The organism is Gordonia malaquae NBRC 108250 (assembly GCF_000344135.1).
GTDB lineage: Bacteria > Actinomycetota > Actinomycetes > Mycobacteriales > Mycobacteriaceae > Gordonia > Gordonia malaquae.
Map to the genome: position 1 here is coordinate 112,291 of NZ_BAOP01000002.1, position 20,530 is coordinate 132,820.

A 20,530-nucleotide genomic window follows, 5' to 3' on the forward strand; every position below is an offset into this window, starting at 1 on the left:
GACCGCATACGATGGGGGCGACCCGGTTCGACGAGAAGGCGAGACGCGCATGGCCAAGAAGAAGTGGACTGATCTCACCACCCGGCAGAAGAGTCTGATCATCGCCGGAAGCGCACTGGACGCCGCTCTACGGGTGTGGGCGGGCCGTGATCTCGCGAGCCGGAGCGCCGCCGAGGTGAACGGCCCCAAGTGGCTGTGGGGAGTCGGCCTCTCGGCGGTCAACTCGGCAGGCGTCCTGCCCGTCGTCTATCTCGTGAAAGGTCGCCGCGCGCGCACCTCGGTAGGCTGAGTCGAGTGAGATCTCTGTCCCCCGGCGAGAACCAGCCGCTGCCGTCGTCGACGGTGATCATCCAGGTGCGCAGCGCGTCTCCGGTGAACACGTCGGCCCTCCTGCTGACGAGTGCGGGGCGGGTCCGCTCCGACGCCGACTTCGTGTTCTACAACCAACCCTCGGCTCGCGGAGTGCAGTACCGCGACGAAGGCCAGGTGGATGTCGTCACCATCGACACCACGGCCGTCGAAGGCACGATCGAGACGATCGCCGTCACCGCGAGTCTCGACGGCACGGGACCCACGTCGTTCGCCACCGCGGGAGTTCTGCAGGCCACTCTTTTCGACGCGAACCGCACCCCCGTCGCCGACTTCGTCGTCCCCGGACTCACCAGTGAGACGGCGGTCGTCTGCCTCGAGGTGTACCGCCGCGGCGACGCGTGGAAGGTCAGGGCTCTCGGTCAGGGCTACGACACCGGGCTCGCCGGCCTGGCGACCGCGTACGGCATCACCGTCGACGACCCCGATCCCGTTCCGCAGCAGCCTCGTGTCGCCGATCCGCAGCCGTGGCCGCCGACACCAACTCACACCCCGCCCGCCCCTGCCGCGCCGGTACCGAACCCGGCCGTCGCCCGTCCGTCTGGAGCCTCCATGCAGAGCGAACTGTTCAATCCCGCACACGCCGAGGTGCAGTCGCACGGCATCGCCAAGCAGGGCAGCAAGATGTGCCGCGTCGGCATGAACGGCGAGATCATGGCCCGCCAGGGATCCATGGTCGCCTACCAGGGCAATCTGCACTTCGAGGCGCTCGGCGCGGGCGGCATCGGCCGGATGATGCGGCAGGCGATGACCGGCGAAGGCGTGCCCCTGATGAAGGTGACCGGCCAGGGTGATCTGTTCCTCGCCGACAACGCGAGTGAAGTGCACCTGATCGATCTGGACGGATCCGACGGTCTGACGATCAACGGCGCCAACGTCCTCGCCTTCGACTCCACGCTCCAGTACAACGTGGAGCGCATGCACGGCGCCGGTTCGATGAGCAACGCGGGCATGTTCAACTGTGTCTTCACCGGCCGTGGCCGCATCGCGATCACGACCAACGGCACGCCCGTCGTCCTGAACGTCGCAGGCGACACCTTCGCCGATCCTCAGGCCGCGGTCGCGTGGTCGTCGAGCCTTCGGACATCGGTGAAGACGAACGACAGCTTCGGCCTCGGCACCTTGATGGGCCGCAGTACTGGAGAGCGTTTCACGCTCGCCTTCGCAGGCCAGGGCTTCGTCGTCGTCCAGCCGTCCGAGCAGCCTCCGGGCGGAATGATCGGCGGCACCGGTCAGGGTCAGGACGCGGGCGTCGGCGGCATGCTCGGCGGTTTCCTCGGTCGGTGACGGACGAGTACCTCTCCCAACGTGTGGGCGAACTCCACCGCGTCCCGACCGGTCAGGCGTGCGTAGTTCAGAACCAGACCTGACACACGCCGCTCCGCGGACTGACTGCTCAACGACCGAGCCCGCCATCCTGTCGCTTCCAGTGCGGCGACGACGCTCTCGTCGTCGCAATCGGTCAGCAGGACGCATAGGTGCAGGCCCGCTTCGACTCCGGTGACCGCAAGATCGGGGCACGCCTCGGCGAGCGCCGCGACCAACTTCGAGCGGCGGTCGCTGTACACCCGAGCCGCCCGCGCCAGGTGACGATCCATCGCACCCGAGGTGATGAATTCGGCCAACGCGTCAGCGGGCAACGCCGACGGACCACGTCGGTGGACAGCGAGCCAGCGCTGGACGTCGCGAGTCAGCTCGCCGGGCGGGAGACACCACGCCACCCGCAGGTCCGGCGACACCGACTTCGACGACGTCCCGACGTACGCCACGTGCTCACGTCCGCCGGGCAGTGTGGCCAGAGCAGGCAACGGCGCCACGCCATAGCGGAACTCGCCGTCGTAGTCGTCCTCGACGATCAACGATCCGGTTCGGCGCGCCCACTCGACCAGAGCGACCCGACGGTCGACGCTCATCCGGTGCCCCAGCGGGTACTGGTGGGCCGGCGTGATGAAGACGATTCCCGGTTCGTCGCCGAGCCTGGAGGCGTCCATGCCGTCGGGATCGGCCGGGTGGAACCGCACGTCGAGGCCCTGCTCTCGAGCCATCAGCAGAGCCCCTCGGTACCCGGGGTCCTCGATGTGGAACTGGATCTGCGACGGCGTCCGCCCATCGCTTCGGGATGTCGAGAACGCCCAGCACAGCGCCGCGATCGACGAACGTGAACTGTCGAACAGCAGCGGCTCAGCGGCAGACAATCCGCGATGCCGCCGCAGGTGGACGGCAAGCGCCGCCTGGAGAGCCGGACTCGGTTCGTCCCAGGGATTGAGCCCGGACAGCCCGGCGGATGCGGCGGCCCGAACCGCCCGGCGCCACGCCTGGTCGTCCACCAACGTCGCATCCGGGACACCCGGCCGCAGGTCGCGGCGTGACCGTCCACGACGCGGTGCGACGACGCCGCGCGTCTGGGGCACGCCGCGTCCGCGGGTACGAGCCCCCGCGCGGGCCGCTTGCGTCGCTCCTGCGCTCACCTTGGTGCCGGAGCCGTGTTCGGCGGAGACGAATCCGGCCGCAGCCAATTCGTCGAACGCCCGGACCACGGTCCCCCTCGAGAGACCTGTCTGCTGTGCGAGTACACGGCTTGACGGAATGGTGTCGCCGTCGACAAGCACGCCGTCGGCGATCTGGTCGATGATCGCATTCACGAGATCCTCGGATCCGGTGACACCGGGCAGCATCAGTGATCCGGAACCACGTGAGCGAGCCATGCGTCGAGAGTATTCCAATGATCGACAAGTGGTCCTACTAAATCTCGCATTTGTGGATCTATCTGATCATCCACTTACCGTGTGAAATGAGAACCATGACGATGTACAAACAGTCTCACCGCCTCCGCGACGTCCGCTACGACGTCCGCGGCCCGATTCTCACCGAGGCCATGCGCCTCGAAGCCGACGGCCACGACGTGCTGCGCCTCAACCTGGGGAACATGCGCCCGTTCGGGCTCGAGGCGCGACCCGAGATCGTCGACGCTGTCGCAGCAGGCCTGAACCGGGCACAGGCGTACTCCGATTCACGCGGGATCCCCGAAGCCCGCGAGGCCGTCGCCGCCCACTACCGCAAGCACGTCGGCGACACCGTGTCCGCCGACGACGTGTTCCTCGGCAACGGAGTGAGCGAGCTCATCACGCTGACACTCCAGGCGCTGGTCAACCCAGGCGACGAGATCCTGGTCCCCGCGCCGGACTATCCGACGTGGACCGGCGCGGTGAACCTCACCGGCGGGGTGCCGGTCCACTATCTGGCGGACGAATCGAACGGCTGGAACCCGTCCGTCGAGGACATCGAGTCAAAGGTCACGCCGCGAACGACCGCGCTCGTGATGATCAATCCGAACAATCCGACCGGTGCCGTCTACAGCGAGGAGACGGTCCGCGGGATCGCCGATGTCGCGCGCCGCCACGGCCTCGTTCTGCTCAGCGACGAGATCTACGAGGATCTGGTCTTCGACGACGCCCGCCATCACCACGCCGCGCGCACGGCGGGCGACGACGTCCTGTGCCTGACATTCGGCGGACTCTCGAAGTCTTATCGGGTCTGCGGCTACCGAGCCGGATGGGTCGTCGCGACAGGTCCGCTCGACCGCGCCGGTGATCTCCTCGAGGGGATCACGCTGCTGTCGAACATGCGGGTCTGCCCGAACGTCGTCGGACAGCACGCGATCCCGGTCGCTCTCGCGCAGGGCTCGACCCTCGGCTCCGACGTCATCGACCCCGGCGGCGCCCTGGCGCGCAAGTTGAAGCGAACGTCGGCCGCTCTCAACGCCATCCCCGGAGTGAGCTGCGTTCCACCCCGGGGGGCTCTTTACTGCTTCCCCCGACTCGACACGGACATGTTCGGCATCGACAGCGACGAAGCCCTCGTGCTCGATCTATTGCGGACCGAGCACGTCCTCGTCACGCACGGCACCGGCTTCAACTGGCCCGAACCCGACCACTTCCGGATCGTGTGCCTCCCCGACGACGACGTGCTCGACTGGGCCGTCGAATCGATCGCCGCCTACCTGGACCGTCGACGGCGGTGAAGCGCCGCGCGTCAACGCACCTTTGTGACGTCATCGTGAAGGTCGGATGGCCGACGCAGGAGTCGATGCGGACGCCATGTTCGGGTGTCCTCATCCCACGGTCGAATGAGCAGCCACAGCCACGTGAACGAGCCGAACCTGACAAGGGCATTCACTCGGGCGGCGCGGATGGTCGAAGCCGATGCACCACGTGCCTTGACCGTTCTCACGTTCCCCGTGATGTACCTGAGGTTTCGAATCGGCGACGCACGGAGAGTCCGCACCGACGTCTTCACCTTCATGTTCGGGTCGAGAAAGATCTTCTTGCCGCGCTCGGTCAGGGCCAGGCTGAGATCGAAGTCCTCCCAGACGTCCTGCCTACGCGTCACCGAGTCTCGAACCGCATGCCATGCCGTCTTGCGCAGCGCGTGGTTGGGACCGGAGAACGAGCTCACCTCGATCCCGTCAGCTGCTGCGGCAGGCAGCGGCCGCTCGGCGAACATGGGGAACGGAGGGACCTCGTACATCGTCGCGACGCCGCCGACTGCTGCGAACTCGGCGCCCCGTTCGCTGGTGAAGAACGACTCGATCGCCTCCACCCATCGGGAATCCACCCGGGTGTCGGCATCGGTCCGAGCGATCACATCCCCCGACGCCGCGTCGTAGCCCGCGGCACGAGCGGCATGGCATCCGGGCTCAGGCTCGTGGATCAGACGGACGGTCGGATGTGCCGCGGCGATCTCAGCGACGATGGCGGCCGACTCGTCGGTCGAGTTGTTGTCGACGACGAGGATCTCGTCGGCCGCACGAGTCTGGTCGATGAGCGCATCAAGGCACGAGGCGATCTCGTCCTGCTCGTTGTACATCGGAATCACAACACTGATCGCGACCACAGTTCCCCCACGTTCCCCGACTGACTGTTCCCTGCGGATGTTACGGACATTCCACCGCCGACAAAGCTCACGTGACTGAGCGCACAGCAGGTTCATCCAAACCGACTATGGTCTCGAACAGTCAGATCGAATTGATTTGGACATCAGTCGCGCTGCCAGGAGGCCGGATCCCTGTCGAGCACGCCGTGGAACCGTCGGTTCACTCTGTCTGATCGCGAGCGACATACGTTTTGACCGCGCCGAGGACCACTCCGGCCGCATCTGCGACCCGGTCCTGTCGTTCCATCGACTCCCGTCGAATCGCGAGGAACACGGTGTTGATCGGAGGCTCGTCCACCTCGTGGACCTGGATCAGTCGACCCGACCTGAGTTCGTCGGCGACAAGATACCGAGGAAGCACTGATATTCCGCGCCCGCTGACGACAGCGGCCTTCACCGCGACGAGGTCGGGGACCACGACACTCGCATCGAAGACGGGCTCGGCAGCGAACACGGTGTTCCAATACCGCCGGATGATGGCGAGTTCCCGGTTGAAGGCCACGAACGGCGCCGCCGACAGTTCGGCGAGTGAGCCCACCGGAACGTCGAGGCGCGGAGAGGCGACCAAGACGAGCTCCTCGTCGGCGATCGGCGACACGGCGAACGTGGCGCCTCGGGGCCGCACCGTCGACACGACCATGTCGACCGACCCCGCTTCGAGTGCCTGGAGGAGAGCGGCGGACGAGTCGGGAACATATCTGATCCGGGGAAGACGGTCGCCGACACCGCCGAGCGCTGGGATCAGGCAGGTGACGAGGAACTCGTGGGGACCTCCCACAACCACTTCGCGGAGACCTGTCGCCGACGCCTCATCGGCCACGATCCGGTCGATCTGATCGAGGTGGACCGCCAGTTGACTCGCGAGTTCCCGACCGAACACCGTCGGTTCCGCACCTGTTGTCGTGCGGACGAACACGTCGCGTCCGAAGTGCTCTTCCAGATTCCGGATGTGCGACGTCACCGTCGGCTGCGAGAGTCCGCTCCGAGACGCGGCTTCGCTGAACGTTCCCGCGCGGAAGACGTGGAGAAACGTTCCGAGCTGATCGAGCGACGGACGGCGGGCGGGAGGCACCCGACAATCATCCCACGACTTCCGGAAAGCGCCTCGGCCCCGCCTCCAGAGGAGACGGGGCCGAGAACATGAAGTTCCGTGTGCGGACGCTCAGCGCCCGCGAGAAGTCACCAGCTGGACTTCTGCACACCCGGCAGCTCGCCGGCGTGAGCCATGTCACGCAGGCAGATGCGGCACAGGCCGAACTTGCGGTAGACCGAGTGCGGGCGGCCGCACTTGTTGCAGCGCGTGTAGGCACGCACGGCGAACTTCGGCTTCTTGGCGGCCTTGTTGACCAGAGCCTTCTTTGCCATGTCAGTTGTCCTTAGCGTTGTTGTCCTTGAACGGGAAGCCCAGGGCACGCAGCAGCGCGCGGCCTTCCTCGTCGTTGGTGGCCGAGGTGACGACGGTGATGTCCATGCCGCGCGGCCGGTCGATGTTGTCGATGTTGATCTCGTGGAACATCGACTGCTCGGTCAGGCCGAACGTGTAGTTGCCGTTGCCGTCGAACTGACGGTCGCTCAGACCGCGGAAGTCGCGGATACGCGGGAGGGCGATCGACACGAGGCGGTCGAGGAACTCCCACATGCGGTCGCCGCGAAGCGTGGTGCGGGCGCCGATCGGCATGCCCTCACGCAGCTTGAACTGTGCGATCGACTTGCGTGCGCGACGGATCTCCGGCTGCTGGCCGGTGATCAGAGCGAGATCGGCGACAGCGCCGTTGATGAGCTTGGCGTCACGGGCGGCGTCGCCGACACCCATGTTGACGACGACCTTGACGACGCCCGGAATCTGCATCACGTTGGCGTAGTTGAACTCGCTGTTCAGCGAGTCCTTGATCTCGGCGCGGTAGCGCTGCTTGAGGCGAGGCTGAACCTTCTCAGATGCGGTCATGTTCAGATGTCCTTCCCGGTCTTGCGCGAGATGCGGACCTTCTTGCCGGTCTCTTCATCAACGCGGTATCCGACGCGGGTCGGGTTGCCCTCGGAGTCCACGACCATCACGTTCGAGACGTGGATCGGGGCTTCCTGGGTCACGATGCCGCCGGAGCTGGCACCGCGCTCGTTCGCCGACTCAGCGACGTGCTTCTTCATGCGGTTGACGCCCTCGACGAGGACCTTGTCGCGCTGCGGGTAGGCCTCGATGACCTTGCCCTTGGCGCCCTTGTCCTTGCCGGACACGATGATGACGGTGTCACCCTTGTGGACCTTCATGAATCAGATCACCTCCGGTGCGAGCGAAACGATCTTCATGAAGCGCTTGTCGCGAAGTTCGCGGCTGACCGGTCCGAAGATGCGGGTACCGCGGGGGTCGGTCTCGTTCTTGAGGATGACTGCGGCATTCTCGTCGAACTTGATGTACGAGCCGTCTGCACGACGGCGCTCCTTGACGGTGCGAACGATGACGGCCTTGACGACCTCACCCTTCTTCACGTTGCCGCCGGGGACGGCATCCTTGACGGTGGCGACGATGACGTCACCAACGCCGGCGTAACGCCGCGACGAACCGCCGAGCACGCGGATGCAAAGGATTTCCTTCGCACCGGTGTTGTCGGCGACGCGCAGGCGGGATTCCTGCTGAATCACTGCTTGTCTCCTTGACCTGGATTTCTATGCCCGCCGGATTTCCGACCCGACGCGCACGGTCTGTCGCCACCAAAACATGCGCCTCCCTGGAATTTCTCCGCGGAAAGCAGATCGACCCCAATGGGTTCGCAAGTCGGTTCGCGGTGCACGCACCGCAGGCAACCGCTCAAGTGTAGGCGAATGTCCCGGTCAGGGCCAAATTCGACGGCTTCACACAGGTTGGTCGGCGCCGTCGAGCTCACGCAGGGTCACACCGCCGTCGGACGCGACGGTGATCGTCGCGAAGGTCTGTCGCCCTTCGGGGAGCAGTCGGACGGTCACGTGGTCGCCGCTCGACGAGTCGAGAAGTGTCGCGACGACCACGGCTCGCGCGCGGTCGAGTCGCCCGTCCCCGTCCTCCGACCCCGACAGTGCGGCTCGATCGCCCCGATCGTCGAGCAGGACCACCCGCACGTTCCGTTCCCGCGCGGTCCAGACCGCGTCGGCGACTGCCGGTACGTCGAGCCCCGGCGCCCTGATCCGGTCCCGGAGCTGCGCTTCGACGAGGCGGCAGTGGACCAGCTCCGCGTCGTCGAGCGCGCCGCCTGCGGCGATGCGCCGCAGCAGGGGTCGGACACGATCGTCGAGTCGGGCCAGTTCGTGATCCCGGATGGCGCGGACCGCGAGCGCCTTGCTCTCCCGCGTCGCCTGCCTGCGCAGCGCGAAGATCTGTTCCGCGCGGGGACCGATGATGGCCGCGAAGACGGTCATCATCACGAGTATTCCGAGATTGCCGCTCTGCGGTTCCGTGACGTAGTGAAGGGCGTCTGCGCGTTGCCGCCCGAGCACACCGAGAACCACGGTGACCAGCCCGAACGACACCCACCCGCTCACGACGCGCCCCCGCAGGCAGAACAGCGCGCCGATCACCGCGGTCGCGCCCGCGAACGGCATCATCGCACCTCGGTCGACCGGGACGATGGCCCAGACGAACGCTGCGGCGGCACCCACTTCGGCTATCACTGCCCCACCAGTCGCCCATGATGCCGCCGGCGTGCCCGGCGCGAACAACAACAGCCCGAACGCAACACCGATCGCACCGAACATCACCAGGTAGAGCCAGGTCCGCTCGACGCCACCGCTCATCAGGCCCAACATGAGGAACACCGCCCAGGTGGTCCCCAACGCGACAACGGCGAAACCCGACTGCAGGCCGATGACGGCCGACGTGTCTTCACGTTGATCGGACTGCCACCAGCGCCGTTCCTCCGGCGGTTCGATCAGGGCCGCGTCCATGACACCTCGATCATGGTTCCGGTGCCGGGCGTGCTCCGCACACTCGCTCGGCCGCCGGGCAGGGTCTCCAGCCTGCGGCGCACGCTGAGCGCCAAGCCGAGGCGGTCCACAGCGACGGCCGAAGGGTCGAAGCCCACGCCGTCGTCGATGATCGCAACACCCACATGGTCGGCGTCGACGGTGATCACCACGGCGCGTTCGGCGTCCGGCCCGGCATGGACAGCACTGTTGCGCACGGCTTCTCCGACCGCTTCAGCGAGTGCACGCACGGCAGCCGCAGGCACCCCGCCGGACATGGAGCGCAGCGTGGACCCGTCCGGCACGTTGACCACGGTGTCGACCTGAGGATCGATGACGGTCCGCAGACGAGCGACCGTCTCCATGTGTGAAACGTGTTCGTCGTCGTACACGTGGTCGTCGGCCAGGGCGTCGAGCCGGTCGAGGGCGGACGCCGCCAAGGCGGCGACTCGCGGGTCGCTCGGATCCGATCCTGCTGCCACGAGCGTGGAGATCACATGGTCGTGGATGAGCCCGTCGAAACGGGCGAGTTCAGCGTTCCGGACGTGCGCTTCGACAAGCGCGGCCGCATTCGATCGAGATCGGTCCAGCGCCGCGCCCGACCGCACCACCATCACCGCCGTGCACACGAACAGCGTTGTGAACACGACGCCGAACACCGCTTCACGAACCATGTCGGCTACATCCGGAGGATCCTGGTGAGCGAGTGCCACGTACGCGGCTATGGATTTGCCGAGCACGAGGAACCCCAGCGACTGCGGAATCGTGCAGACCAGGCACGCGGCGACGGCGGTCAGTCCGACGAAGTCGAGCATCCAGATCGCCGGCAGCGGCGACGAACCGATTCCTGCAGCTCCCCACACCAGCCCGGCAGCGACCACCCCGACCTGCGACAGCAGGACCCAGACCGTGATCCACCGCACCTGCGCGGTGACGAACCGTGTGCCGAGCAGCATCAGCCCCGGCCCCATCCCCAGAGCCACGCCGACGGGCGGATACCACGCGGCGACGGTCGACTCGGCTTGCGCGACCATCATCGGCACGGTGATCAACGCGTACACGACGTATCCGCCACCGACGAACGTCGCCATCACCACCAGGATGCGCACGTGCTCACTCGCATCGACACGCAGACGGCTCCGCCCGCGACCTGAGAAGTCAGGTTGCGGGCGGAGCCGAGTCAGCGTCTGTGCGGTCACCACAGAGACAATGGTGTCACCAGACGTCGAGCGTGGTGTAGCCGTCCTGCAAAGCTCGAGCGAGCAGATGCGCCTTGGTCGGTGCCGGGCGGGACACCGCAGAGTACTTCGTACGGATTCTGGAGATGTGTGTGCTCACCGTCGACGCCGAGATGAACAGGTGAGCGGCTGCGTCCTCCTTCGACTCGGCAGCGAGCCAGGCGAGGAGAACTTCCACCTCGCGGGTCGACAGCGCGGGACGGACCAGCGGCCCGCCCACCACGGTGAGCGTCGGTGCGCTCTCGACGACTTCTCTCAACGTCGGTGCCGAAACCGTGTCCGCATCGATGAACGGATCAATTTCTGCAACAGTCACCGGTGACCTCCCTGCTAACTCCCCGACGAATGATGATCGACCCGGACGAACCTCTTCCAGGCTTGTCGTCAACCGTACGAACACACGACACGTCCCGGTAGACCCAGAACTGGGGACACCGAAAGGTGGGTCGCCAGACATCGGGGCCTGCGCGCACTAGTGTGTGCGGCATGCCTTCGTTCTCGAACTCCCGATCCATCGTGATTCCTGCTCCCGCCGAGACCGTTCACCCGCTGATCAACGACTTCCGCGAGTGGCAGCAGTGGTCGCCGTGGGAGGGCCTCGACCCCGCACTGCGCCGCACCTACTCGGGGCCCGAGTCGGGGGTCGGGGCGACCTACGAGTGGGCGGGCAACTCGAAGGCGGGTGCGGGCACGATGACGATCGTGTCGTCGGACGCCACGCGCATCGTGGTGGATCTGCTGTTCACTGCTCCGTTCGCGGCCAAGAACGTCGCGACCTTCGAGCTCACTCCCGAAGGGGACGGCACCCGCGTCACGTGGACGATGTCCGGCTCGCGGAACCTGCTCATGTCGATCGGCGGGATGCTGTATTTCGACAAGGCCATCGGCAAGGACTTCCAGCGCGGACTCGAGGCCCTCAAGCAGGCCGCCGGGCAGCGCTGACGACGTCTCCCGACGCGTCGACGGCGAACCTCTCCACTCGATCGCCTGTCGCGACCACCACGGTTGCGAAGTCCTGCCGCCCGGGCGGGAGGATCCGTGCGGTGACCTCCGCGCCTGGTTCGGCGCCGGCCAGGACTCCGATGAGCAACCGCCGGACGGCGCCTGCTGCGGCGTCGATCTCCCGGCGGTCGACACCGCCGTCGTCGAGCAGAAGGACCCGGACGTCCTTCGACCTCGCGGACCAGACCGCGTCAGCGGTCGTGGAGTCGTCGAACGTGGGTGCTCGGATGAGATCGCGAAGCTGAGCTTCGACGAGCAGACAGCGACGCAACGTCTCCTCGTCGAGCGCGCCCCCGCGTGCGATCTGGTCGAGCAGAGGCCGGGCCTGCGAGTCGAGTCGTTCGAACTGCTGCACGCGCACCGCGACCGCGGCCTCCTCTGCCGCCTTCGCCGCGCTTTCCCGCACCGTCTGCTCCCGCAAGGCGTACACGGCCCTGGCTCGTGGGCGCAGGATCGCGGCGAACACGGTCGCCATCAGCATCACCGCCAGGTTCGGCCCGATCGCCGCGACGACCGCGGGATTGGGTTCGACGTAACGATCGAGACCGACTCCCACAGCCGCCGACAACACGTAGCCCGCCCACGCCGCGCCCATTCGGCCGCGGACCGTCGTGAACGCCGTGATGACGACTCCGCCCCCGGTCAGAACGCCGTATGCCATCGGCGGCCGCTCCACCAGTCCCGGCATCGCGATGACCACTGCGGCGGTCGGCGCGAGGACTGTCGGGATCGTCGCCCACCACTCCATCGGATCACCCGGCGCCAAGAGCACCCCACCGACTCCCGCGAGGAGCGCCGTCATCGCCAGGAGAAACAGCGCCGGGTTCGTCACACCGCCTGCCACCAGACCGATCACGACGAACACCGTCCAGATCAGTGCTGCCACGGCGACTGCCCACCCGCGCTGCATGCCCATCAGCGTCGACGCGTCCCGCCGCGGCGCTTGTCGGATCAGCCCGTCGATCGCCGTCGAGATCGATGTGAGGTCTGTCATGCCGCCCAGCCCATCTGCACGGTGACACCGGTTCCCGGTTCGGCACGCAGCCGGGTCCAGGCACCGTCGACTGCTGCCACGCGGCGCCTGACGCTCACCTCGATGCCGAGGCGTTCAGGCGGCACCTTTCCGGGGTCGAAGCCGACACCGTCGTCGGTCACCGACACGAACAGCGCGTCGACGACAGACCGGACGACGATCATTCGATCTGTGTTCGGGCCCGCGTGACGCAGGCTGTTCCGCAGCGCCTCCCCTGTCGCCTCGACGAACGCGTCGACCGCTGCCGCGGGCACTCCGGCTGTCCGAGCCCGCTCTTCCTGTTCGACGACAACCGGCACCCCGTGGTCGATGGCCGACGCGGCTCCGCGGATCCGTGCGACGGCTTCGAGTCCGCTGTACTCGGCGACCGACTGCTTCGTCTGGCCCGCGGTCGACTCCAACTCGGCAACCGCGATCCTCGCCTGTCGGCCCCGTTTGTCCTCATCGGGGGCGACGACTGTCGCGGCCAGGAGCGTTGCGATCACCTGATCGTGGATGAGTGCGTTCATCCGTTCGCGTTCGGTTGTGCGTGCGGTGGCCGCCGCGGATTCGGTGACCGCTGCGATGGCGCTCGCGCGTGTCCGGTCGAGTAGTGCTCCGGTGCGAACGACCTGGCCTGCGGCGAGCATGAAACTCAGTGTGAACGCGATGGGGAAGACAGTCTCGATGACCACGTTCGACTCGATGACGTCCGAGCGTGCGACGTCAGTGATCACGGCCGCGATCGCCGACGACGCGGCGAGGACGACCACGGCCTCGCGTATCGGACGAACCAGGATCCATGCCATGCTGGGAAGCCCCGAGAACGACATCAGCCACGACACGCGTTCGGCGTCGACGACGGTTCCCGACCACGCGGCGAACCAGAGCGCCGACGCCGCGAGATACCCGACGGCGCACGCCATCGCCAACGGCGCGATGAATCGTCTGAACGGTGGAACGAAACTGACCGCGAGCAAGGCCAGCCCGGGGCCGAACGCCAGGAGCAGCCCGACCGGCGTGAACCAACCTGCGGTGAGTCCAGGCGGCTGGCCGATGAGCGGCAACGACGTCAGCAGATACGCGCAGAAGCCCGCTCCGATGAAACGTGCCATCGCGACCAGGATCCGGTCGTGTTCGCTCGCCCGTTGCGCCGCTGTCACGACGGCAACACTAATCCTGGTCAGGAGCCCTGATCAGGCGTGTGGACTGCGCATCGTCCGAACAGACGATGCGTGCGTCAATCGCGACCGCGGTGCGGCATCGGGAGCCAGCCGTCTTCGACGGCTCGCTTGAACAGGTCGAGCTTTGTACGGGTGGGGCGACCCGCGTCCGCGTACTTCTGGCGGATGCGTTTGAGGTACTCGTTGACGGTGTCGGCCGCGACACCGAGTTCACGTCCGACGCTCACCGAGGTGCCACCCGAGGCGTACAGCGTCAGGACGCGCTGCAACTGGGGACTGAGGTCGACGGCGTCGAGGTTGGGGTCGCCGTCGATGGCTGCGGCCCATTCGGTTGTGAGGACTTCTTCGCCCGCGCCCGCACTCCGGACCGCGTGCAGGATCTCGTCCTCGGACGCCGATTTCAGCACCACACCGAGTGTGCCCGCACGTGCGGCGGACCGCAGGAGGTCCGGATGCTCGCCGGAGGTGTACACAACAGTGCCGATGCCCAGGTCGGCGAGACGTTCGACGTTCTCACGCGGCGTCGTGCCGTCGTTGAGGCGGAGGTCGAGGATCACGACGTCGAGATCGGATGATTTCGACAGCAGTTCAGAGACGGTCGCCGCGGCGCACACGAAGTCGAGGTCGTTGTGCGGCTCCAAGATCCGATCGATTCCCCACACCGGTGACGGATGGTCGTCGACCATCCCCACGCGCACCGCCGTCATGTCGTGCTTCCCCTCACTGCCAGCCTCGTCCTGCCCGCGAGGCCCGCTTTCAACGTAGTCCATTCCACCGACAAAACCCGGCACTCGGCGCACGAGTAGGGACTTTGTGCCCTAGTGTCGTGTTTCGGAGATTCCTAGACGGAATTTCCGGAACGCGACACTAGTCCTCGAACTGGTTCCAATCCGGCACTCGAGACCGTAGCGTCGGACCATGACTGATTCGAGCCACACCGTCTTGGGCACCCCGGTGATGATGCCCGTCGAGATCCGTTCCGCACGCTGTTTCATGGCCGGCTTCTCCGCGTCTGCGACTGCCGTCGATCGCGCCATCGCCGAGCGCGGCGATTCCGACCTGAAGCCGCTCCAGATCCGTCCGGGCCGCACCATGTGCATGCTCGTGTTCGTCGACTACGTGGACGGCGACCTCGGCCCGTACAACGAGTTCGGCGTCTGTTTCCTCGTCGAGGACCCCACGGGCGCGCGCCCGTCGACGTTCGGCGCCCTCCGGTCGCTGGTCAAGGGCGATGCTCACGCGTTGATCCACGAACTCCCCGTCGACGGCGACTTCACGCTGGCTGCGGGGCGCGGCATCTGGGGATTCCCGAAGGTCCTGGCGGATTTCGACGTCGACCACACGTCTCCGACCAAGACCGGAAGCGTCCGCCAGGACGGAAAGCTGATCGCCGAACTCACCGTGCGGCGCGGCATCGGTGTTCCCGACAACTCGTCGGAGGCCGTTCTGCAGTCGTATGCACAACTCGACGGGGTCACCAGGCGCACTCCGTGGCGCCTGACGTCCACCACCGGGACGCGCACCCGGATCGGCGGAGCCGCACTGCGGCTCGGTGATCACCCGATGGCCGACGAACTGCGCCGACTGAAGCTGTCGCGGCACGCGATCATGTCGAGTTCGGTGTCCGACTTGTCGATGCGGTTCGAGGACGCCGTCGTGCTGACCCGCGCCTGAACTCCCACCGCAGCTCAGGAGACCGCGATGTGTTAGGTTCGCCTTACACGAAAGGACCCCGCATGACTCTCAGCTCCACCTTCCGCCGCCCGCTCGTGGCAGCCGTCGCCCTCGCCGCAGGCGCAGCGATCGCGCTCACCGGCTGCTCCAGCAGCGACGACAGCAGCAACTCGAACGCATCGGCGTCGACGTCGGCCGCACAGTCCGCCGAACTGACCGTCGAGCAGGCGCAGACCACCCTGCGCAAGGCACTCGACGCGAACACGCCCGAGGCCGAGCTCGCGGGACTCGTCCAGTTCACCGACCCGTCAGTGCAGACCAAGCTGGTCGACTACAACAAGAAGGCCGCGAAGGCCGGCTACACCCCCGACATCTACACGGTGAAGTCCGTGAAGGTCGACGGCGACAAGGCCACCGCGGTCGTCGCAGTCAAGGGTCCCCACCAGCCTGCCGCGATCGACATGAACTTCGGGTTCGTCAACGTCGACGGCACCTGGAAGCTCGGCTCGGAAGCCGTCACCATGCTCGTCTCCATGATGCGCTGACACTCCACGCTCTGACGCGACGCGCCCTCACCCATGCCGGGTGAGGGCGCGTCGTCGTTTCGGATGAATGTGGCGAGTCCGTTTCACCATCAGGCGAACGCGACGACCTCCCCCGCCGTCCACCGGAGCTTTCCGCCGTCCCGACTGCACACGATGCGCTCGATGTCGTCGACGGTGACCGTGGTGATGACGGCGACGCACCCTCGGCCCGAGGGCAGGATGCGGGCGGTGACCGCTCCGCTCTCGACCGACGCCAGGACGCCGGCGAGTCCGCTGCGCAGCACCCCGAGATCCTCCGGAGTGAGGACCGCGCCGTCTGAGCTGTCATCGAACACGCGGACCGCGATACCACGCAGACGGGCGTCGGCCAGGCATTCCCGCGTGAGCGCAGAATGCCAGCCGCGGCCGCGGACGGAGTCGCGAAGGTCCTCCTCCAGCAGTCGAGCACGGGCCGCCGACTCCTCGTCGAACACCTCCCCGTCGGCCACACGCTGGACGAACGGACGCACCTCGGCGTCGAACTGCTCGAGCTGGTCGGCTCGCTCGGAGACGGTGGCGCTGGTGACCGCCATCGCGTGCATCGTCTGAGCGCGGCGAGCCTCCAGAACCGCGGTCAGATGCAGCATCGGTCGGATCAGGACGGCCATCAGTGTCGACGGCAACAACGACACCGCGATCCGCAACGTCAACTGGCCTCCCGCGACGAGGGTCCCACCGTGCTGCAGCGACCACACTGCAGCCATCGCCACCGCGACGACGCTGCTTCCCCACGCGGTGCGCGAGCGCCCACGCAGTGAGAGGAGCCCCGCGACGACGGCGAAGACGACAAGCGGTGCGCCGGGCTGCACCCACAAGCCCGCACCCTCGGGGGTGGCCCACCACGCCGCACCGAGCCCTCCGGTGGCCAACACTGCGACTGCGGCGGTATCCGCGGGCGGCAGCGGGTCCTCGTCTCCGCGGACCACCGTGAACACGCTCGCCCACAACGCGACGGCGCCCACGCCCTCGAGAACCCACTGCCACCCTTGACGAGGGTCGCCGAACGCCGTCATCCGGGTGATCGCGCAGGCGCCGAGCAGAACGATCAGCATCACCCGCAGACGCCGGGTCCGCAGACCGAACATGACGGGGATCTGCACCGTCTCGGCGCCGGTCACTGTCGGCTCCATTCCAGGGACACCATCGTCCCGTCGAGCGGTGCCGCGTCGACCACTGCGGAGCCCCCGGGAAGCAGATCCATCCGCTGCTGAATGCCGAGCACGATCCCCGATCGGTCAGGAGCGATGCGATCGGGATCGAAGCCGCACCCGTCGTCGACTACCCGGACCCGCACTCCCGCCTCGGAGATGAGCCCGACGACGGCGGTCGACGCTCGCGGCCCGGCGTGGACCACCGAGTTCCCGACTGCTTCGACGAGCGCCGCGCCGACTGCGTCGACGACGGAGACCGGTAGATCGGCGGCGTCGTCGGTCGCCTCCACGGACACCAGCAGGTGATCGCCGAAAGCGATGACGGCTTCTCTCAAGTGAACGACTGCGTCCGAGGGCGTCACCATCCCCGCGGCCAGTGGGTCGACGTCCGCGCCGTCGAGTTCATCGAGAACTGCACGAGCCTGCCGTTGATGACGGTCGTCCGGGGTGCCCGGCGCTATGTCGCGGAGCACGGCGATCACTTTGTCGCGCAGGACCACGTCGAGGCGTCGTCGTTCCTCGACTCGCGCGGCGCTCGCGGCGGCCGCGACACTCTCGGTGAGGACGACGGCTCGAGTCGCGTCGACGGCGCGTGCGATGCCCATGGCGGTCCCGAGCATCGCGAGGAACACCGCCATCAGGGATGCGGTCATCATCTGGTTGAAGTATGCGTCGGCGCCGTGACCGCCGAACCCGGCCCGCTGCTGAGCGACGGCCAGCATGCCGAGCCCGACCACCGTGTAGGCGGCCGCCCAGCGGATGGGAACCAATGTCGCCAGCGCCACCGCGGGCAGGACGACGGTGTTCGCCGACCACACCGGCGGTGAGCCGAATCCGGTGTAGTCCAGATGTGTCCATGCGGGAAACCACAACATGAGAGCGGCCAGGTTGGCCGCCGCCAGCACAACCGCAGACCGGAAGAGCGCGTGTGACCGACCCGATTCGGGGACCGCGGCGATCAGCATGACGATCGCTGCGCCGAGTATCAGCACAAACGACGTCGGCGTCCACCATGCCTCTGTCACGCCCTTGCCTGCGATGATCGCCGGAACGATCGACATGAACGGTACGAGCAGGGTGCTGATCGACACGGTGAGCGCCGCGGCACGCCGCATCCGGTAGACGTTCACGACTGCACCACGCGGCGGATCCGACCGTCGACAGTCAGTTCGATTCGGCGGCGAACGCTTCCCGAGACCACACCGACGGTGGCTATCGGATCACGACCGGGCGGTGCGATCCGGGCGACGACGTCGCCTCCGGACAGCCCGGCGAGTTCTTCTTCGAGCACAAGCGCCGCCGCGTCCACGACCGCGTCGGCGCGCGCGGTGTCGAGTTCGGTCAAGCCGCCGTCGTCGAGGACGGTCACCGACACTCCACTACGGCGGGCGTCCCACACCGCTCGGCGCACACGCGGCACATCAAGCGCCCGGCCACGAATGCCGTCGCGCAGACGGGCCTCGATGAGACGCGCGTCGGTGACGTCGTCGTCGGTCACCGGGTGACCGTCGACGACTTTGGTGAGCAACGGTCGGACGCGGGCGTCGATGCGCCGGATGCGGACGTCTCGGGCGGCGATGTCCTCGCGGACGTCGTCGACTCCCTTGCGATCGGCTCGTCGGCGGGCCGACAGCGCGTGAAGTTCGGCGACCTGCGGTGCGAGGAGCAGCGCGGCTCCTGTTGCGATGAACAGCATGGTGAAACTGGCGCGCGGGAGAACTGCGTTCAGCCATGTCGGCGACCCGGTGAGCGGCCCCACGATCACACCGATCACCGTGTTGACGGCGACGACGACCCACGCGAGCAGGAGTCGGCCCCGCATCATGAACACCACGAGCACGATGGTGGCCGTCGACAGCATCGTCTGGAAGGGGCCGAGCGCCTCGGAGCCGAGGAGCGCTGCCGATCCCCACACTGCGCCCACCGCGACGACCACCGCGCCGCAGACGACGCCTGCCTGCCAGTCGGCGAGGGCCGACGTCGCCGAACTGGCGGTGACCGTCATCGCGATCGCGAGCAGTACGAACGCAAGGGTCGTTCCGACCCAGGTCACCGCGGTGAAGTCGGCGAGGCGGCCGTTGACGACTGTCCGAACAGCGAGCGCGACGAAGTAGATCGCGAGGATGCCGCCTGCGATCCAGCGGCCGGGAAGGTTCTCGAGGAAATCACCGGAGCCGGTCACTGTCGCTCCCACTGGAGTCGAACCCTGGTCCCGTGGCCCGGTGCGCTGACGATGCTGCTCGATCCGCCGCGGATCGACGCCATGCGGCCGGTGATGCCGAACGACAGGCCGAGTCTGCCTGCCCGGGTGGCCGACGGATCGAACCCTGCCCCGTCGTCGGCGATCGTCACTGTGATCGCCGCATCGGACACCGCCGCGATGACAACGCATGACGCGTCGGAGCCTGCGTGGCGGTAGAAGTTTCGGATCGCCTCGCCCGTGGCGTCCAGAAGCGCCTGGGTCACTTCGGCGTCGAACTGCGCGGCACTGTTCGGATCGAGGTCACCGCGCACAGTCACCGCGTCGCCCAGTGATGCCGCCGTGGTGCGGATGCGTTGGATGAACTCCCGGCCGTCGAGGAGATCGGACTGCCCCGCGGTCGGATCCCACCAGTGGTCGAGTTCGTCGATCACCCCACTGGCAGCCGCTCGCAGCGACGGCTCAGGGACTCCCGGTCGCAAGGCGAGGAGGAATGCGATGATCCGATCGTGGACCAACGCGTCCAGTCGCCTGCGGTCGACGTCGTGGAGGTCTTCGTTCGCTCTGTCTCTGGCGGTGGTGATGGTGGCGGCGCGGGCCGTGTCGAGTCGTTGCGCAAAGACGACGGCGGCGGCGGTCAGCATCAGGTACACGCCGCCGAAGGCGATCGACCAGAACGCCTGGGTCCAGAACCGGTAGTCGACTTGACCGGTCCACGCGAGCGCGGACGTCGCTTCACTGAGTGCGACGGCCACGATGAGGTTGACGACCGCGAGCACCGGGCGACGACCGATCATGAGCGAGATGCTGGCGAGTTCGGGCAGCATGCTGATCCAGATGACGATCGTCTGGCTGCCCGAGTCGAGTTCGACGGTGCGGTCGTTCCAGGCGACGAACCACGATCCGATGATCAGAAGGTAGGCGACCGCGCATCCGATGGCGACACGCCCGAGGAGATCGGGGCGAGCTGCGACGGCGACAGCGATCAGAGCGAGTCCGCTGGCCACCACCAAGACGATGCTGAGCGGCAGCCACCAGGGGTCGACGAGGTCACCGAAAGCCGTGAGGGAACCGGCCGCAGCGAACACATAGAACAGGTAGCCGCCGCCGACCATGCCGGCACCGACTGTTTGAAGAGTCTCCGACGCCGTACGTCCCGTAGGCCGCAGTTGCGGCACCCGCAGCCGGGGCTCCGCCTGAGGCGCTGTGCGGGTCATCGCCCCATACTTTCACGCGACTCGGGGCGACGGAGCA

23 protein-coding genes are annotated in these 20,530 nt (G+C 67.1%); 6 read left to right on the forward strand and 17 right to left on the reverse strand.

What is annotated here, in order from left to right:
- Positions 1-49 precede the first annotated feature (49 nt).
- Both GM1_RS01325 and GM1_RS01330 read left to right on the forward strand, forming a co-directional pair.
- A complete protein-coding gene (locus GM1_RS01325; protein WP_008375965.1) occupies positions 50-289 on the forward strand; it encodes a hypothetical protein in 240 nt (79 codons plus the stop codon).
- Positions 286-1,656 (forward strand): AIM24 family protein, encoded by a 1,371-nt coding sequence (locus GM1_RS01330; protein ID WP_085950650.1) that lies wholly within the window; start codon positions 286-288, stop codon positions 1,654-1,656. The genes GM1_RS01325 and GM1_RS01330 overlap by 4 nt, the downstream gene beginning before the upstream one ends.
- Here the strand turns inward: GM1_RS01330 and GM1_RS01335 are convergent.
- A complete protein-coding gene (locus GM1_RS01335) occupies positions 1,608-3,074 on the reverse strand; it encodes an aminotransferase-like domain-containing protein (protein WP_052005268.1) in 1,467 nt (488 codons plus the stop codon). The two genes, GM1_RS01330 and GM1_RS01335, sit on opposite strands and share 49 nt — an antisense overlap.
- A gap of 95 nt (positions 3,075-3,169) precedes the next feature.
- Between GM1_RS01335 and GM1_RS01340 the strand changes: the two genes are divergently transcribed.
- Positions 3,170-4,390, forward strand: a complete 1,221-nt coding sequence (locus GM1_RS01340; RefSeq protein ID WP_040519231.1) for a pyridoxal phosphate-dependent aminotransferase — start codon at positions 3,170-3,172, stop codon at positions 4,388-4,390.
- A gap of 11 nt (positions 4,391-4,401) precedes the next feature.
- Here the strand turns inward: GM1_RS01340 and GM1_RS01345 are convergent, their stop codons facing one another.
- The 9 genes from GM1_RS01345 to GM1_RS01385 all read right to left on the reverse strand — a co-directional run bounded on the left by GM1_RS01345 (position 4,402) and on the right by GM1_RS01385 (position 10,728).
- Positions 4,402-5,358, reverse strand: coding sequence for a glycosyltransferase family 2 protein (locus GM1_RS01345; protein WP_008375969.1), 957 nt, complete (start codon positions 5,356-5,358; stop codon positions 4,402-4,404).
- Positions 5,359-5,461: 103 nt separating this feature from the next.
- Positions 5,462-6,373, reverse strand: a complete 912-nt coding sequence (locus GM1_RS01350) for a LysR family transcriptional regulator (RefSeq protein WP_008375970.1) — start codon at positions 6,371-6,373, stop codon at positions 5,462-5,464.
- A gap of 107 nt (positions 6,374-6,480) precedes the next feature.
- Entirely contained in the window at positions 6,481-6,666 is a 186-nt protein-coding gene (locus tag GM1_RS01355; RefSeq protein ID WP_008375971.1) for a type Z 30S ribosomal protein S14, read from the reverse strand.
- 1 nt (position 6,667) lies between these two features.
- Positions 6,668-7,246 carry a 50S ribosomal protein L5 gene (gene rplE, locus GM1_RS01360; RefSeq protein ID WP_008375972.1) on the reverse strand — a complete coding sequence of 193 codons (579 nt, stop codon included), beginning with the start codon at positions 7,244-7,246 and terminating at the stop codon, positions 6,668-6,670.
- A 2-nt stretch (positions 7,247-7,248) separates the two neighbouring features.
- Positions 7,249-7,566 carry a 50S ribosomal protein L24 gene (gene rplX, locus GM1_RS01365; RefSeq protein WP_008375973.1) on the reverse strand — a complete coding sequence of 106 codons (318 nt, stop codon included), beginning with the start codon at positions 7,564-7,566 and terminating at the stop codon, positions 7,249-7,251.
- A gap of 3 nt (positions 7,567-7,569) precedes the next feature.
- Positions 7,570-7,938, reverse strand: a complete 369-nt coding sequence (gene rplN, locus GM1_RS01370; RefSeq protein WP_008375974.1) for a 50S ribosomal protein L14 — start codon at positions 7,936-7,938, stop codon at positions 7,570-7,572.
- 210 nt (positions 7,939-8,148) lie between these two features.
- Positions 8,149-9,213, reverse strand: coding sequence for a DUF8320 family protein (locus tag GM1_RS01375; RefSeq protein ID WP_008375975.1), 1,065 nt, complete (start codon positions 9,211-9,213; stop codon positions 8,149-8,151).
- The gene (locus GM1_RS01380) at positions 9,198-10,430 is read right to left on the reverse strand and encodes a sensor histidine kinase (RefSeq protein WP_157435716.1); all 1,233 of its coding nucleotides are present in this window, start codon (positions 10,428-10,430) and stop codon (positions 9,198-9,200) included. The genes GM1_RS01375 and GM1_RS01380 overlap by 16 nt, the downstream gene beginning before the upstream one ends.
- A gap of 16 nt (positions 10,431-10,446) precedes the next feature.
- Positions 10,447-10,728 carry a response regulator transcription factor gene (locus GM1_RS01385; protein WP_223291449.1) on the reverse strand — a complete coding sequence of 94 codons (282 nt, stop codon included), beginning with the start codon at positions 10,726-10,728 and terminating at the stop codon, positions 10,447-10,449.
- A gap of 227 nt (positions 10,729-10,955) precedes the next feature.
- Here GM1_RS01385 and GM1_RS01390 point away from each other — a divergent pair, with 227 nt between their 5' ends.
- A complete protein-coding gene (locus GM1_RS01390; protein WP_040519288.1) occupies positions 10,956-11,411 on the forward strand; it encodes an SRPBCC family protein in 456 nt (151 codons plus the stop codon).
- On the opposite strand, the gene GM1_RS01395 is transcribed toward GM1_RS01390, so the two are convergent.
- The 3 genes from GM1_RS01395 to GM1_RS01405 form a co-directional block, all read right to left on the reverse strand.
- A complete protein-coding gene (locus GM1_RS01395; protein ID WP_008375979.1) occupies positions 11,386-12,465 on the reverse strand; it encodes a DUF8320 family protein in 1,080 nt (359 codons plus the stop codon). The genes GM1_RS01390 and GM1_RS01395 overlap by 26 nt on opposite strands.
- Positions 12,462-13,646, reverse strand: coding sequence for a sensor histidine kinase (locus GM1_RS01400; RefSeq protein ID WP_008375980.1), 1,185 nt, complete (start codon positions 13,644-13,646; stop codon positions 12,462-12,464). Before GM1_RS01400 ends, GM1_RS01395 begins: the two co-directional genes overlap by 4 nt.
- A gap of 77 nt (positions 13,647-13,723) precedes the next feature.
- Positions 13,724-14,374: a response regulator gene (locus GM1_RS01405; RefSeq protein WP_040519232.1), complete on the reverse strand. Its 651-nt coding sequence runs from the start codon at positions 14,372-14,374 to the stop codon at positions 13,724-13,726.
- 211 nt (positions 14,375-14,585) lie between these two features.
- Between GM1_RS01405 and GM1_RS01410 the strand changes: the two genes are divergently transcribed.
- On the forward strand, positions 14,586-15,341 hold the full coding sequence (locus tag GM1_RS01410; protein ID WP_008375983.1) for an acetoacetate decarboxylase family protein: 756 nt from the start codon (positions 14,586-14,588) through the stop codon (positions 15,339-15,341).
- Positions 15,342-15,403: 62 nt separating this feature from the next.
- Positions 15,404-15,886 (forward strand): Rv0361 family membrane protein, encoded by a 483-nt coding sequence (locus tag GM1_RS01415; RefSeq protein WP_008375984.1) that lies wholly within the window; start codon positions 15,404-15,406, stop codon positions 15,884-15,886.
- 89 nt (positions 15,887-15,975) lie between these two features.
- Here the strand turns inward: GM1_RS01415 and GM1_RS01420 are convergent, their stop codons facing one another.
- From GM1_RS01420 to GM1_RS01435, 4 genes are read right to left on the reverse strand one after another with little or no spacing between them, the layout of a single operon-like run.
- On the reverse strand, positions 15,976-17,055 hold the full coding sequence (locus GM1_RS01420) for a DUF8320 family protein (RefSeq protein WP_040519233.1): 1,080 nt from the start codon (positions 17,053-17,055) through the stop codon (positions 15,976-15,978).
- The gene (locus GM1_RS01425; protein WP_008375986.1) at positions 17,040-18,206 is read right to left on the reverse strand and encodes a sensor histidine kinase; all 1,167 of its coding nucleotides are present in this window, start codon (positions 18,204-18,206) and stop codon (positions 17,040-17,042) included. The genes GM1_RS01420 and GM1_RS01425 overlap by 16 nt, the downstream gene beginning before the upstream one ends.
- Complete coding sequence (locus tag GM1_RS01430) at positions 18,203-19,258, reverse strand: hypothetical protein (protein ID WP_008375987.1); 1,056 nt, start codon at positions 19,256-19,258, stop codon at positions 18,203-18,205. The genes GM1_RS01425 and GM1_RS01430 overlap by 4 nt, the downstream gene beginning before the upstream one ends.
- On the reverse strand, positions 19,255-20,493 hold the full coding sequence (locus GM1_RS01435) for a sensor histidine kinase (RefSeq protein WP_157435718.1): 1,239 nt from the start codon (positions 20,491-20,493) through the stop codon (positions 19,255-19,257). The genes GM1_RS01430 and GM1_RS01435 overlap by 4 nt, the downstream gene beginning before the upstream one ends.
- Positions 20,494-20,530: the final 37 nt, after the last annotated feature.

Bases quoted from the DNA above. Each gene is read 5' to 3' on its own strand.
- GM1_RS01325 (WP_008375965.1), top strand. From the start codon at position 50: ATGGCCAAGAAGAAGTGGACTGATCTCACCACCCGGCAGAAGAGTCTG.
- GM1_RS01335 (WP_052005268.1), bottom strand. From the start codon at position 3,074: ATGGCTCGCTCACGTGGTTCCGGATCACTGATGCTGCCCGGTGTCACC.
- GM1_RS01340 (WP_040519231.1), top strand. From the start codon at position 3,170: ATGACGATGTACAAACAGTCTCACCGCCTCCGCGACGTCCGCTACGAC.
- GM1_RS01345 (WP_008375969.1), bottom strand. From the start codon at position 5,358: ATGAACCTGCTGTGCGCTCAGTCACGTGAGCTTTGTCGGCGGTGGAAT.
- GM1_RS01355 (WP_008375971.1), bottom strand. From the start codon at position 6,666: ATGGCAAAGAAGGCTCTGGTCAACAAGGCCGCCAAGAAGCCGAAGTTC.
- rplE (WP_008375972.1), bottom strand. From the start codon at position 7,246: ATGACCGCATCTGAGAAGGTTCAGCCTCGCCTCAAGCAGCGCTACCGC.
- rplX (WP_008375973.1), bottom strand. From the start codon at position 7,566: ATGAAGGTCCACAAGGGTGACACCGTCATCATCGTGTCCGGCAAGGAC.
- GM1_RS01375 (WP_008375975.1), bottom strand. From the start codon at position 9,213: ATGGACGCGGCCCTGATCGAACCGCCGGAGGAACGGCGCTGGTGGCAG.
- GM1_RS01390 (WP_040519288.1), top strand. From the start codon at position 10,956: ATGCCTTCGTTCTCGAACTCCCGATCCATCGTGATTCCTGCTCCCGCC.
- GM1_RS01395 (WP_008375979.1), bottom strand. From the start codon at position 12,465: ATGACAGACCTCACATCGATCTCGACGGCGATCGACGGGCTGATCCGA.
- GM1_RS01405 (WP_040519232.1), bottom strand. From the start codon at position 14,374: ATGACGGCGGTGCGCGTGGGGATGGTCGACGACCATCCGTCACCGGTG.
- GM1_RS01410 (WP_008375983.1), top strand. From the start codon at position 14,586: ATGACTGATTCGAGCCACACCGTCTTGGGCACCCCGGTGATGATGCCC.
- GM1_RS01415 (WP_008375984.1), top strand. From the start codon at position 15,404: ATGACTCTCAGCTCCACCTTCCGCCGCCCGCTCGTGGCAGCCGTCGCC.
- GM1_RS01420 (WP_040519233.1), bottom strand. From the start codon at position 17,055: ATGGAGCCGACAGTGACCGGCGCCGAGACGGTGCAGATCCCCGTCATG.
- GM1_RS01435 (WP_157435718.1), bottom strand. From the start codon at position 20,493: ATGACCCGCACAGCGCCTCAGGCGGAGCCCCGGCTGCGGGTGCCGCAA.